Source organism: Vibrio hepatarius (assembly GCF_043642085.1).
Lineage (GTDB): Bacteria > Pseudomonadota > Gammaproteobacteria > Enterobacterales > Vibrionaceae > Vibrio > Vibrio hepatarius_C.
In genome coordinates this window covers 563,276-577,520 of record NZ_JBHZSA010000001.1, presented here as the reverse complement: position 1 = coordinate 577,520, position 14,245 = coordinate 563,276, and the positions used below count along the sequence as shown (strand labels likewise).

Genomic DNA, 14,245 nt, shown 5'->3' with positions numbered 1-14,245 from the left:
AGCTGCGATTTTTACTAAGTTAACGATGTTTTGGTTTGCGTCCTGCTGGTGGCTTGTTATTGCCTTGGCCAGCTGGCTTACCACCACGAGGTGTATTTGGTTTTCCACCTGGTTTGCCGTTACGGTTACCTTTGCTCTGACTATTATTGTTACCTTGAGCATTAGGTTTACCGCGACCTTTACCATTAGCACGTTGCTCACCATTCATCTTCTCGAATCCCGGTTGACTCTTAGTATGTTTGGTCGCAAAACGTTGTGAACCATGACGGCCTGACTTTCTGCGCTGAGCTGGCGTTTTTGCATCAACGTCTTCAGCAGGAACAAGACAGTTTGGTTTATCACCAATTAAATGCTTCTTACCCATGCTGATTAGAGCTTCGCGGATGATAGCCCAGTTATCAGGATCATGATAACGCAGTAGCGCTTTATGCAGTCTACGTTGACGCTCACCTTTGGCTACCGGTACCTCTTCACGCTTTTTGTACTTCACGCGCTTAAGCGGGTTAGTTTCCGAGTAGTACATTGACGTCGCGTTACACATCGGAGAAGGGTAGAAGTTTTGTACCTGATCACATTCGAAGTTGTTCTTCTTCAGCCAAAGCGCCAAGTTGAGCATATCTTCATCTTCGGTACCTGGGTGCGCTGAGATAAAGTAAGGAATTAGGTACTGCTTTTTACCTGCTTCAGCACTGTACTTTTCAAACATCTCTTTGAAACGATCATAGGTGCCCATACCTGGTTTCATCATCAGATCCAGTGGGCCTTTCTCAGTGTGCTCAGGTGCAATTTTAAGGTAGCCACCTACATGGTGAGTCACAAGTTCGCGTACGTATTCTGGCGATTCAATGGCTAAGTCATAACGGACACCAGAGGCGATCATTACCTTCTTAACGCCTTCGACTTTACGTGCTTCACGGTAAAGGTCGATGGTGTGTTGGTGATCGGTATTGAGTTTATTACAGATACCCGGGAACACACACGATGGTCGGCGACAGTTGGCTTCTGCCTTAGGATCGCTACAACCCAAACGGTACATGTTAGCCGTTGGACCACCAAGGTCTGAGATGGTGCCAGTAAAGCCAGGTACCTTATCGCGGATCTCTTCTAACTCGTTCAGGATCGATTCTTTTGAACGGTTTTGAATAATACGACCTTCGTGTTCGGTAATCGAACAGAATGAACAACCACCAAAGCACCCGCGCATGATGTTCACAGACGTTTTGATCATGTCATAAGCTGGGATCTTCGCTTTGCCATACATAGGGTGGGGTACACGTGCATAAGCGAGACCGAACACATGGTCCATCTCTTCAGTCGATAGTGGGATCGGCGCTTGGTTGACCCAAAGCTCACGATCACCGTGACGTTGTATCAATGCACGGCCTGAATACGGGTTGGTTTCAAGGTGCATAATACGACTGGCATGAGCATACAAAATACGGTCGTTGTTGAGCTTTTCAAACGGCGGGATTCGTACCGCTGTTGTCGCTGCATCATGGCGCGAAGGGCGAATAGTAATTGGTTTCGCTTCCGGCTCTTCTGTTTTAGCCTTTGTGTCACATTGCTCTTCAACCGCATATGGGTTTGGCGGAATAAAGGCTTCTTTACGCGGCTTTTCGATGCGCGAAGAGTCGATGATGTTATAGCCTTCAGGCTCGGCAGCTAGGTTTACTGCGGTACCACGAATATTGGTTAGGGTAGAAATATCTTCGCCATCAGCTAGACGGTGAGCAACCTCAACCAATGCACGTTCAGCATTACCGAACAGTAGAATGTCCGCCTTTGCATCAAATAGTACAGAGCGACGGACTTTATCAGACCAGTAGTCGTAATGAGCAAGACGACGCAAACTTGCCTCGATGCCGCCCAAAACAAGTGGAACACCTTTGTAGGCTTCACGGCAGCGCTGAGAGTAGACAAGAGTCGCGCGATCAGGACGTTTGCCACCTTCGTTGTTAGGCGTATACGCATCGTCGTGACGAAGTTTACGGTCGGCGGTATAACGGTTGATCATCGAGTCCATGTTGCCCGCAGTAATACCAAAGAATAGATTTGGTTTACCAAGCTTCATGAATGCATCTTTATTGCTCCATTCTGGCTGGGCAATAATACCGACGCGAAAGCCTTGAGCTTCAAGCAGTCGGCCAATGATCGCCATACCGAAACTTGGGTGATCAACGTAAGCATCACCAGTAACAATAATAATGTCACAGCTGTCCCATCCTAGGGCATCCATTTCTTTTCGGCTTGTAGGAAGAAATGGCGCAGTGCCGAAGCATTCTGCCCAATATTTTTTGTGCTCATGAATAGGAGTAACGTTGCTGTACATATTTTGCTCTCAGTTTCAAGGAGCGCGAATTATAGCGACTTGGACGGCGACTATCTACCTCAAATATTTGTGATCTAATAGGCAGAAAGTACCCATAATTTACCTATGGAAATAGCCGAGTGTTGAAAGTGTTAACCAAATAAAACATTGCTTCTATAAATTTCGCTACATTATGAGTCTGAGTGCTTATTTTGTCTGGGGGTATCGTGCCTAACGCGATCAATCAAATATCGAAGTCTCAAACCGCTCCGGTTCAGTGGGATAAATCTAGTGTTTATGATTGGCAAATTGATATAAAAAGCCAGTTATTACAATGCGATGAAGCGCTTAAGGCTTTGTTGTTTGGTGACGAACAACATGAATTAAGTGCAGGGTTGTTGTTTGATTTATTGCCTAAATCGCAGCGTGCACAGATCAAACAAGCTTTTAAGTTGGTTTTAGAAGGCGGTAATTCGCAACGAGTGAGTTGTTGCTTATTAGCCCCAGATATTCTTTTTGCCTATGTTGAGATTAAGATTGATCGGGTTAGTCCGCATCAACTTTCAGGCACCTTGTCCCCAAGTCTGATCATCAATGATAAGCACCAATTAACCGAAGTATTCTACTTTCTGTTCGAAAATCACCATCATGGCATTCTTGTCGCAGATGAGTTGACCAAAATCTTGGTCTGCAATCATCACTACGAAGAGTTAACGGGTTACGCCAATAACGAAATTACCGGACTGAAAACCAGCATCTTCAATGCAGAAAAGCACAGTGATGCCTATTACGATCATCTATGGGGACAGTTAAAACAGCAAGGCCACTGGAGCGGAACAATTCTTACCCGTCGTGCCGATGGTAGTGTTTTTCCGCAGGACCTGACCATTCAGAAGATTCAGTCGACTAACCGCGCACCATTTTTTATCGGTATTTCCGCCGATCTTTCCGGTAAGTTAGAAAGAATCGATGACATTGAAAGTGGTGGTATCGATTTACTCACTCAATTGCCAAATCGAGAAGGATTTCTAGCACTGTTGACGCATTCGTGTAATGACATCCAAAAAGGGCAAGGTCTAGTCGTTGTTGCGCTGCAGCCAAAGCTAGATTCCACAGCGGAAGTGAAAAGGCAGTTTGCCAGTTATCTAAAAGACAATGCGCACACTCTTTGCTGTGGTTACCTAGGTCACGACTGTTTTGCTTTGTGTTTACCGTTTGAATATCAGAGTAACCAGCATGTGGTGGCTCAAATCGGCCGTTCAATTACCAAGCTATTCCATAGTTTTAAGCACGCCCAATTGCCGGTCGCCATGGCTTTAAAGTCTGGAATCACTGGTGTGTCTGTGTTTCAGGCTGATGCGACCACACCGAGCCAACTTGTTTCTCATGCTTATCAGGCGGTTTTGGAACTTCACTCAGGCCATGAGCGAAGGATTAACTTTTATGATCGCCAGATCCATCAGCAGATTGAGCGCAAGAAACGCATTGAAGAACATGTCATTGCTACATTGAGCAAAGGAAACATTGAAGTCTACTTTCAGCCGATTGTTGACTTGAAGATGCAGCAGGTCGTGAAGTTTGAGGCGTTATGTCGTTTTCCTGAGCATGAGGAGTTTGTCGCTTCAACCCAAGAGATGGTCGAGGCCGTTGAAGACCTAGATAAGGTGGTTGAGCTAGACGACCTTGTCTTAGTCAGTGCACTGCAGCAGTTTCCAGATTTACAGCAACGTTTCGGTAGTCATGTTTCTTTGTCCGTTAATCGTTCATTGAAAACCACTACAGAGCTGACCGACATTCTTGAGCGGGCAGCTAAGATCCTTGATGCTCAGGGAACGGAACCTGAACTTATCACCTTTGAATTTACCGAGAGTGCTTACTTTGATAGTGACGAAGAAAACAGAGAGATCTTGTCACTGTTAAGAGGCGCTGGCGTGAAAATAGCGGTTGATGACTTTGGTACGGGTAGCGCTTCATTTCGCTACTTGAAAGAGTGCTACTTCGATACCCTTAAAATTGACCGCACGTTTATTCAAAATATCACGCCTGATTCAAGGCAGTACAATATCGTCAAGGCATTGGTACATTTATCCGAGAAGCTCGATTTGGAAGTGATCGCGGAAGGCGTTGAAACCGATCAGGAGCTAGATGCACTGAGAGATCTTGGCGTCAACTTGATACAGGGTTACTACTTTTCTAAACCGCTCCCTTTAGCTGAACTACCTACAAACCAAGATTGTTATCGAGTCGCGGAAAAGGAACAACCAGTATCAGAAGAGTCACTTGGTCAGATTGTAGAGGTTTCGCATCATATTGATCCCGGAGAGCCGCTTTCACTAATTTACCAATACTTCAATGAAGGCGAGCACGAATGTTTTCCAGTGGTTGAAACGAAAGAGTGTGTCGGCTTTATCGACCTACCAAGCATCAATTTGCACCTTACTCCCAATATGGGGACGGATTTAGAATCAAACAAAGAAAACGCCTATTGGAATAAACCAGCAAATAGAGTCATGCAGCCGATTGTGACGACTTTGCATTGGCAGACACCTCAGGCGGAAATTGCTCAACTGGTCGCGAATGAGAGACCTTTCCCTTGGTGCTTAGTTGATGACAAAGGCATTTTTAAAGGGTTGGTCAGTCAGAAGTCAGCGTTGAAGTGTTTAGTTAATAATAGTTATGTTAGTTAGCCACTAATGTTCTAATCTTTAGTAGTAGTTATAGCTAAACTAAAGAGGCGCAAATGGCCCAAGTGCAAGGCTCTAGCACCAGTACTCCGGTTTTGTCGCGGTACTCTCACCATTTGTCTATCGAGTGGCGGTGGGATATTGCTAAACACCGACTGGATATTGATGAAGAACGCTGCCGACAAGTTCTAAATGCTGACTTGCCTTCACTGACTGGCAATGTGTTAATGCCTTGCATGAGCTATCACGATCAAACCATCTTATTAGAGAAGTTGACCAATCTTAATCCACAAAAGGGGTTGCAACGATTTAATTGCTGTTTGAGGTTGGAAAGTGATCAATGCTGCTACGTTGAAATGACCTTTAAAACCGATGACGGAAAGCTGGCATCTGGACATCTCACTCCCTTATTTTTCTTTCAAGCAACCGCTCTGAGTATCGGAGCCTTGTTTGGTCAGCTGTTCAATAATGCCCATCATGGGGTGTTATTAATCGATGCAGAACGTAGCATTATAGTCTGTAACGACAATTTTCTGTCTTTGTCGGGTTATGCCAACTCTGAGTTAAAAGGGCAGCCTTTTGCGTCATTGCAATCAGATAGGCATAGCGCCAATTTTTACACAAAAATGTGGTGTGAGATTGAGCAGTCAGGTCATTGGTCAGGGGTGATGTTACTCCAAAGCGCCGAAGGTAGAGCCTATCCTCAAGATGTCACGATTCAACGTATCATGCTTGAAGAGGGCATCTTTTATGTCACGGTGCTGCTCGATCTTTCCAATAATATCTACCGTATTGAAGATGTCGAACATGGCGGGATCGATCTACTGACTCAACTGCCTACTCAAACTCAGTTCATTCGTGCAGTTACCTACCGAAGCCAACGCGAAGGGAGTCAAAAGGTGACCATGGTTGTTGCCTTCCAACCTCCGTTTGACCATACCGAGGACTTTGAACTTAAGGCGCTTTTATCTGAACACCTGACCAAAGAGCCGCAAGCGGTTGAAGTAGGATATCTAGGCAGTAACCATTTCGTTGCTTGTGTGGAATGTAATAAAGTCAAAGGTCCATCGCAGGTGCGGTTGATTCACCAAGCGATACGGCGCTTTTTTTCCTCTATCAACCATCATGTCGGCACCCAGATTTACAATGCGATTATGACAGGCCGAATTGGCGTATCAGTGTTAGGTCAAGATACCCATGATCCCAAACTGCTGGTGGCTCATTCTGTTCAAGCAATGTTAGAACACAGCGCAACGAGTCGGGGACAAATTACGTTTTATCACGGCGTACTTCATAAACAAGTATTACGCAGAAAAGAGCTAGAGGAGTGGGCGGAAAAAACGATCAAAACCAAAGACGTAGAGGTGTATTACCAACCGATAGTCGATACCAAAAATTGGGACGTGGTGAAATTTGAAGCATTGAGTCGTTTTAAAGGACCAAATGGTAAGATGCTCAATACACAAGAGATGGTCAATATCGCCGAAGACCTAGATTTGGTTGCCGATTTAGACTGGTGTGTGGGGCAAAGAGCACTGCAAGACCTTAACCATATCCAAGAACGATTTGGCCAACACTTAGGCGTAACGATTAATCGCTCTCTCAACACTAAGTTAGATACTGATGAAGTGCTCGCAAGCGCGGATTCGTTGGTCCATAAATACGCCAAACGTCCGGAAACCGTGACGATTGAGTTAACCGAAAGCGCCTACTTTGACAGTGAATCTCGTCAGTCCTCTTTGATAAGAAATATTCGCCGTCGAGGTGTGCAGGTCGCGATTGATGATTTTGGTACCGGGTACAGCTCATTTTCTTACTTGAGTGACAGTAATTTTGATGTGATAAAAATTGATAAAGAGTTTGTCACTAACCTCATGGAAGGGACCAACAAATATTATATAGTCAAAATGATCACTCAATTAGCCCATACGCTTAATGTCAAAGTGGTAGCCGAGGGAGTAGAAACTCGAAATGAGCTTGAAGCGGTCTGCTCGTTAGGGGTTGATTACATCCAAGGATATTACTTTTCAAAACCGTTACCGATTCAAGATCTTGAAAAGGCGTGGGATTATTGTGAAGAGCTTGAGCAGTTTCTCTCTGGCAAAGGCCGCAAATTAAAGTCCAACATATTGAGTATTACTCAGGTGCACCTGCCGTGTTTATCGCCCGATGATACGATTGAAAGAGCGCGCTCGTTACTCACCTCAGAACAATATAACTTAGAAGTGATTCCGGTTCTCGATCGCAATGTGTGCGTCGGAGTAGTGGGGCTTGAGGAAGTGAATCTACATCTCTCGCCAACAGCGGGGACCAAGTTTGAAACCCGCAATGACATTGTAAATAGTCGCAAAACGTTAAATCAGGTCATGCGGCGAAATATCCATACTTTGGCTCTGGAAGAGAACAATGATCAAGTGACGGAAACATTAAAGCAAGGGATTAGCCCACCGTGGCTTGTGGTCAATTCGGTCGGAGAATATCTCGGCCTTGTGACGCACCAAGATATAATGTCTTACTTCACTGATAGCTAAAATTAACCAGTCTGCTATTATCCGCAGCCAGTAATAATTTTAGTTTGATGACACCATGATCCAGCAGCTACTTGCCGTGTTTGCGCCAATGTTATTGGGCGCTCAACTTCTCTTGACCCTTATTCTTGTTAAAGGTGATATTTGTCCCGGTCAACGAGGCCGTATCCATAAAATGTTGCCTTCTCTAGCGATACTTTGGCTTGCCGTTGCTTCACTGCGAATTGAAGCCATGATGATAGTGTTTGCTCTTGCTTATTTTTACTCTCAAGTGCAAACCAAGAAGACGCGTGACCAAGGTCCTATGTGGGTGATGTACCTAGCCAATGGTCTTGCTTTGGCTTATGTCGGTATTGAGGTCAGCGCACAAACTTCGATTGCTGCGGGTTTAAGTGTCCTATTCCAAGTGTTTTTGCTGGGCGCTTTGCTGGCGCATTTATTACTTACTATCGCGCGTACACGTTTGCAGGCATTTCATCGTATTTTACCTGTCACGGGTGTGGTTGCTGCAATGATGATGTCATTAGCTATCTTGCTTAAAGCCTATGGCCTAGAGAGTGACGTGCTAACGTCTGTGACTCAGCCTCTGTTAACCAGTTTTGCGCTGCTGATTACTGCTATCGTTGCATGGGCTTGGCACTTGCTTGCATCGAAAGAGATCAACAAAGGCCAGCTTGCTATCGCACTGGTATTTTTGCTTCTATCAGCAACGTCAAATCAGGCGTTATTTGTTCTGTAATCAGTTAAGAGTTTGAAGCTAGTTCACTTCAAGGCGGTGACTTTGCGTCTACTATAAAAAGAGTAGATGTGGAATAGGAGGCCGCCATGGACCTGAGCAATGTGAGCAACTTTGATAGCATCATCTTGTTAGGCATAGTGAATGAAAAGCTGCGTCTAGAGTGTGATAGCTTTGAAGAGCTTGTTTCTATGTATGAAATGGATGTAGAAACGGTGATTGGTAAGCTGGATGTGCTGGGTTATCAATACGATCCATTGACCAATCAGTTCAAATCTTATGAGAGATAGCAAAAAGGAGGCTTAGGCCTCCTTTTTAATTTTCTGCTTAAACAGTTTTGATCCCATCAAGGTGACTTTGAGACTGCTGCCTCGCGGTATTAAAGAAAGCCTGCAAATAGCGTTTATCTTTGTCTGCATGACGTGTCGCTGCAAATAGGCGACGCCACAAACCACTACCCAGTGGAATACTACTGATTAAGCCTTGCCTCGAAAATTCACTGATTGCCCAGTTCGGCAAGGCAGCCACACCTAATCCAGCAGAAACCATCTGAATTAGCATCAAGGTATTGTCGGCCTGTTTCCATTTTGCGGGTTCAATGCCAACCGGCTGTAAAAAGTGTTTAACCACGTCTAAGCGGTTTTTCTGCACTGGATAGGAAAGCATGGTTTGATCGGCTAAATCCTCTGGCTCAATGCACTCTTTTCCAGCCAGTGGATGCGAGATGGAGGTAACTAAACGCATTTCAAAATCAAACAGCGGCTCATAATGCACTTCAGAACGTGGTTGAATGTCCGAAGTGATCACTAGATCCAGTTCGCCTGCCATTAATGCTGGTAAGGGCTCAAAGCCAAAACCGGATGAAAAGTCGAGCGTCACACTCGGCCAAGCAACTTGGTACTCTTTAAGCGCTGGCATCAACCACTGAAAACAAGAGTGGCACTCGATCGCCATATGCAGTCGGCCGTTCACATCCTCTTTGAGACTGGCAATTTCATTCTCGGCTTTAGCCAGTCGTGGCAGCACATCATCAGCGAGCTTAAGTAAGATCTCTCCTTCCGAAGTGAACTTAACCGGTCTAGTTTTACGCAAAAACAGCTGCCCCCCAATTCGAGCCTCCAAATCTTTAATTTGGTGAGAGAGGGCGGATTGAGTCAAATGTAAAGTCGTCGCCGTTGCCGTGAGCGACCCTGTATCTCTGAGTGTGGTGAGTGTTCGTAAGTGCTTTAGCTCTATCATGAATTCCCTTCAGTCAGACTGTTTAAGCATGAATAATATTAACCTAACGTGTTTTTATAGGAGTGTAAACATCTAGACGTCTGAAAGTTCAAGAGAGTTTAATTATTAGTTAAGTAGTTGAGAAGAAAATCATCATGAATATTTTTAATAAACAAGTTGAATATTTGTCGATTGTCGATTGTCCGGTTTAGCGAGATAGTTTAGCCATCCAGACATCCTAAGTGATGAGCTGAACAGAATAACAGATTAGAACTTGCAGAATTAAGGATGAACACAATGACTACAACGACGCACATACTTGGTTACCCTCGCATTGGTGACAAACGAGAGCTGAAATTTACCCTTGAGAAATATTGGCGCGGAGAAATCAGCCAAGCTGAACTGAAATCTGTCGGCAGCGAACTGCGCAACAAAAACTGGCAAACTCAGGCCGACGCGGGTTTAGACTTTGTCGCCGCAGGTGATTTTGCTTGGTACGACCATGTTCTAACCACGACACTGTTACTTGGGCATGTGCCTAAGCGTCACCAAAGCGGCTTCCCGGATCTAGATACCTTATTTAAGGTCGGTCGCGGTCAGTCTCAAGCAAGCTGTGATTGTAGTGGTCACGCTGCATCAGACATGACTAAATGGTTTAACACTAACTACCACTATATTGTTCCTGAGTTTAGCAAGGACGATAGCTTTGAAGTGAGTTGGCCGCAGCTGTTTGAGGAAGTGAATGAAGCAGTTAAAGCGGGTCATAATGTAAAACCAGTGCTACTTGGCCCTCTGAGCTATTTATACCTAGGTAAAGAAGTTGAAGAAGGTTTTGACCGATTGTCATTATTGCCACGTTTGTTGACTGCCTACCAAGCGATTCTGGCGAAACTCGCCAAACAAGGCGTTGAGTGGGTGCAGATTGACGAGCCTATTCTAGCGCTTGAATTGGACAAACCTTGGTTAGATTCATTTAAGTTGGCCTATCAGGTGATTCGAAGCGATGTAAAAGTATTACTGACCACGTATTTTGATTCAGTGGTCGATTCTCTCGATAAAATCGTCGAACTGGCAGTAGACGGCCTGCATATTGATTTATCGGCTTCTCCACAGCAACTAGAACAGGTTGCGGCGAAGTTACCAAGCAATTGGGTACTGTCAGCTGGCGTGGTTAATGGCCGCAACGTGTGGCGAGCAGATCTTAGTAAACAACTTGAACTCCTCAAGCCGCTGAAAGAGAAACTAGGTGACAAGCTTTGGGTGGCAAGTTCATGTTCATTGCTGCATAGCCCGGTCGATTTAGACCTAGAGCCTGCTTTAAGCGACGAGGTTCAGAGTTGGTTTGCGTTTGCGAAACAAAAAGTGACCGAAGTGGCGTTACTCGGAAAAGCGCTGGATGGGAGCCAAGAAGCGATCCTAGCCTGTGATACCTACAGCGCGCCAATTCAGGCTCGTAAGACTGCAACCCATGTGAACAAACCTCAGGTGCAAGCCCGTTTAAACAGCATTACAAAGTCACTGACAGAGCGAAGTGCGCCCTATGCAGAGCGTGCAGCGCATCAGAATGAAGTGCTTGGTTTACCTCTGTTCCCGACCACGACCATTGGTTCTTTTCCTCAGACGAGTGAAATTCGAGTTCAACGCAGTGCTTATCGCAGCGGAAAGCTGTCCGAGCAAGAGTATCAAACTGCACTAAAAGGTCACATTGCAGATGCGGTAAAACGCCAAGAAGCACTAGATCTCGATGTCCTAGTGCATGGTGAAGCAGAGCGAAATGATATGGTGGAGTACTTCGCGGAAAACTTAGCAGGTTTCCAAACCACCAAGTTTGGTTGGGTACAAAGCTACGGATCTCGCTGCGTGAAACCAGCCATTGTGGTTGCCGATATTGAACGTGAAAAGCCGATCACGGTTGAGTGGTCTACCTACGCGCAATCATTAACTTCAAAACAGATGAAAGGCATGCTGACAGGCCCGGTTACGATTTTGTGTTGGACCTTCCCGCGTGAAGATATCACTCGTAAACAAATCGCTGACCAGTTGGCATTGGCTCTGCGTGACGAGGTGTCAGACTTGCAAGATGCAGGCATCAACATTATTCAAATTGATGAGCCAGCAATACGCGAAGGCCTACCGTTGAAAAAGCGTGACCACAAAGCGTACCTAGAGTGGGCGGTAGATGCCTTTAAGATCTCGGCAGCGAGCGCTAAGCCAGAAACACAAATCCATACTCATATGTGTTACTCAGAGTTTAATGAAATCATCGACTCCGTCGCTGCATTGGATGCCGATGTGATTACCATTGAAACATCACGTTCAAACATGGAGCTACTTAAAGCGTTTGAAGAGTTCAATTACCCGAATGAAATTGGCCCAGGTGTGTATGACATTCACTCGCCTAACATTCCAACTAAGGAGTGGATCGAAGGCTTAATCAATAAAGCAGCAGAGAAGATCCCGGCTCAGCGCCTATGGGTAAACCCAGACTGCGGGCTTAAAACACGAAACTGGCAAGAAACAGAAGCATCACTAGCTAACATGGTTCTTGCAGCGAAACAGTTACGTAAAGAGCATGCCGAAGAAGTCTAATATATCTATGAGCATTTAACGCAAAAGCCGACCTGACTAAGGTCGGCTTTTTATTTACTACCCTATAAGTGTTAATTGTACGTCAAACCTATCGCCTTCGTTTTACATGGCTGCCGCTTTGCGTATTATTACCCGAACTCGAAAACTAGGGGAATCACAATATGGCACGTATAAGCGCAGAAGAACGAGAACGTAAGAAGAAAGCGATGGATGCCATCGTATTTCAGATCTTCATGACAGAAGGGTGGGATCATGTCACTTACGACCGATTAGCTAAAGAAACCGGTATGGGTAAGTCGAGCGTACAGCGTTATTACGAAAGCAAAATGATGTTTGCAACTGCCTTACAAGGAAAGGTGTTTCCCCTAGCAGTTCAAAAGCTTAACTTCACATCCAGTGAGGCATTTATTGAATCTTGGGATAGAGCATTCCATGATCCAGAGTCGCACGTCTTCCGAGAAGTAGTGCGCATGCTAATGACGAACATAATGAATCTAGGCACATCACAACACTCCCGTGTAGCTGTTATGAAGATCGTTCAAATGCTTGCACAAAGCATTGGCGAAGAAAAAGCACAGCAATCAGTACAAATGGTATTGGGCCGCACAATTTTTTCTTATATGGATCATTAATTAAAACAATGGCTTATAATTTTAAATTAAATTAATTGAACTTTTTTGCGTACCAGTACTTGATTAAAGTCATGCGTTCCCTATAATGCACCCCGTCAACAGCGAAACGGTATGCCGTCTCGCTTTATTTTGAAATTAAATGCGTACTAATACGCTTTGTTTTTGTAGGGTACAAAAAATGAAAAAGACTATTCTAGCTACTTTAATCGCTTCGACTTCTTTTGGTGTTGTTGCTGAAGAAGCATCGTATCGCGTTAACTTCGATTCATGGGATGCGTTTTACGAATACGTTCAAGAAGATGCTTTAGTTGAAGATAAAATTGCAATGGTTGAAGCATGGGCAGCACACAATGAAATTCCTTTAACTTTCGGTGTTGAAGATGGTGATGTAGTTGTTTACATCAAAGAAGGCAAGAAAGGTCAGAAAGAAATTAACCTTTCAGCAATTCACCGTGGCGATACTGATGACCGCACTACGAAAGACCTTGAACAACTTCAGAACCTGAAAGATTTTGTTATTGAACACGGTGAATACCTTGAAAAACTTCCTGAAGGAATCAACCCACCTGTTGAAGAAATCACTATTGATAACAAGATCGAAGCATTCAACGCTGCAATGGAAAAAGCAGGCCACAAAGTAATGATTTACCGTGACGATAACGGTAATGCAGTTCTTATCCGTGAGGGGCACGATCCTGTTGGTCTTGATACCGACAACGCACAAGATTTCATTGATGCACTTCGTAGTAATGCTAAAGGTAACGGTGTAAAAGAAGCTTTTAAAATCGCTATCAAAAACGAAGGTGAGAAAAACGGTTATGAGCGTGTTAAACAGATTGCACGTGATAACAACTTCGAGCGTATCAAGCAAGAAGCCCGTGAACTGGCTGAAGAAAACAACTACGTTCGCATTAAACAAGCAGCTCGTGAAATTGCTGAAGATAATAATTATGAACGTGCAAAAGAATACGCACGTAATAACAATGGTGATTTAATTGTTGAGCCAATCGAACCAGAACAGCCTATTGACAACCCACCACACGTTGACCCAATCGAAGGCGAACAACCTGCACCTGCGCCGATTGAAGATACTCCAGTAATCGAACCGGATAACGAAACAGTTAAAGAAGCAGTTCAAGAGCTTGTTGAATCAGGTCAGAACTTAACAGCCTACCAAGCACAACAAGCTGAAATCTACGCTACAACTTACGCTTCACAGCAACAGCAAATCGATGCCAACAAACAAGACATCGCTACACTATTCGGTGAAGTTGACCGCCTAGACGAGAAAATGGACGGTGTAATGGCGGGTGTTCACGCTGTAAACAACGCGCGTCCTTACCTATCATCTGAAGGTGATACTGCAATCGGTGCTGGTGTTGGTTACGCAGGTGATGCTGGTGCAGTCGCATTTGGTGCAGCGCATGCTTTCACTGATTCACTATCTGCTTCAATGACACTAAACGTAACGACTGGTTCTTACTCAGAAGTTTCTGGTGGTGCAGGTGTTCAGTACAAGTTCTAACGAATACCCTACAAACATCTAATAC

General features: G+C 44.7%; 9 protein-coding genes. 7 read left to right on the top strand and 2 right to left on the bottom strand.

From position 1 onward, the window contains the following. Window positions 1-19: 19 nt before the first annotated feature. On the bottom strand, window positions 20-2,329 hold the full coding sequence (locus ACHUFZ_RS02545; protein WP_394125739.1) for a YgiQ family radical SAM protein: 2,310 nt from the start codon (window positions 2,327-2,329) through the stop codon (window positions 20-22). A 182-nt stretch (window positions 2,330-2,511) separates the two neighbouring features. Here ACHUFZ_RS02545 and ACHUFZ_RS02540 point away from each other — a divergent pair, with 182 nt between their 5' ends. The 4 genes from ACHUFZ_RS02540 to ACHUFZ_RS02525 all read left to right on the top strand — a co-directional run bounded on the left by ACHUFZ_RS02540 (window position 2,512) and on the right by ACHUFZ_RS02525 (window position 8,546). Further along, window positions 2,512-4,995: an EAL domain-containing protein gene (locus tag ACHUFZ_RS02540; protein ID WP_394125738.1), complete on the top strand. Its 2,484-nt coding sequence runs from the start codon at window positions 2,512-2,514 to the stop codon at window positions 4,993-4,995. A gap of 53 nt (window positions 4,996-5,048) precedes the next feature. After that, on the top strand, window positions 5,049-7,523 hold the full coding sequence (locus tag ACHUFZ_RS02535; protein WP_394125737.1) for an EAL domain-containing protein: 2,475 nt from the start codon (window positions 5,049-5,051) through the stop codon (window positions 7,521-7,523). A 55-nt stretch (window positions 7,524-7,578) separates the two neighbouring features. Further along, window positions 7,579-8,259, top strand: coding sequence for a hypothetical protein (locus ACHUFZ_RS02530; RefSeq protein WP_394125736.1), 681 nt, complete (start codon window positions 7,579-7,581; stop codon window positions 8,257-8,259). Window positions 8,260-8,345: 86 nt separating this feature from the next. Beyond that, a complete protein-coding gene (locus tag ACHUFZ_RS02525) occupies window positions 8,346-8,546 on the top strand; it encodes a DUF4250 domain-containing protein (RefSeq protein ID WP_134833763.1) in 201 nt (66 codons plus the stop codon). A 37-nt stretch (window positions 8,547-8,583) separates the two neighbouring features. On the opposite strand, the gene metR is transcribed toward ACHUFZ_RS02525, so the two are convergent. Continuing rightward, window positions 8,584-9,495, bottom strand: a complete 912-nt coding sequence (metR, locus tag ACHUFZ_RS02520; RefSeq protein ID WP_394125735.1) for an HTH-type transcriptional regulator MetR — start codon at window positions 9,493-9,495, stop codon at window positions 8,584-8,586. A gap of 276 nt (window positions 9,496-9,771) precedes the next feature. Between metR and metE the strand changes: the two genes are divergently transcribed. From metE to ACHUFZ_RS02505, 3 genes are all read left to right on the top strand, one after another. Continuing rightward, complete coding sequence (gene metE / locus ACHUFZ_RS02515) at window positions 9,772-12,063, top strand: 5-methyltetrahydropteroyltriglutamate--homocysteine S-methyltransferase (protein WP_394125734.1); 2,292 nt, start codon at window positions 9,772-9,774, stop codon at window positions 12,061-12,063. Window positions 12,064-12,224: 161 nt separating this feature from the next. Beyond that, window positions 12,225-12,695 carry a TetR/AcrR family transcriptional regulator gene (locus ACHUFZ_RS02510; RefSeq protein ID WP_394125733.1) on the top strand — a complete coding sequence of 157 codons (471 nt, stop codon included), beginning with the start codon at window positions 12,225-12,227 and terminating at the stop codon, window positions 12,693-12,695. A gap of 178 nt (window positions 12,696-12,873) precedes the next feature. Continuing rightward, on the top strand, window positions 12,874-14,220 hold the full coding sequence (locus ACHUFZ_RS02505; protein ID WP_394125732.1) for a YadA C-terminal domain-containing protein: 1,347 nt from the start codon (window positions 12,874-12,876) through the stop codon (window positions 14,218-14,220). The last annotated feature ends 25 nt before the right edge of the window (window positions 14,221-14,245 follow it).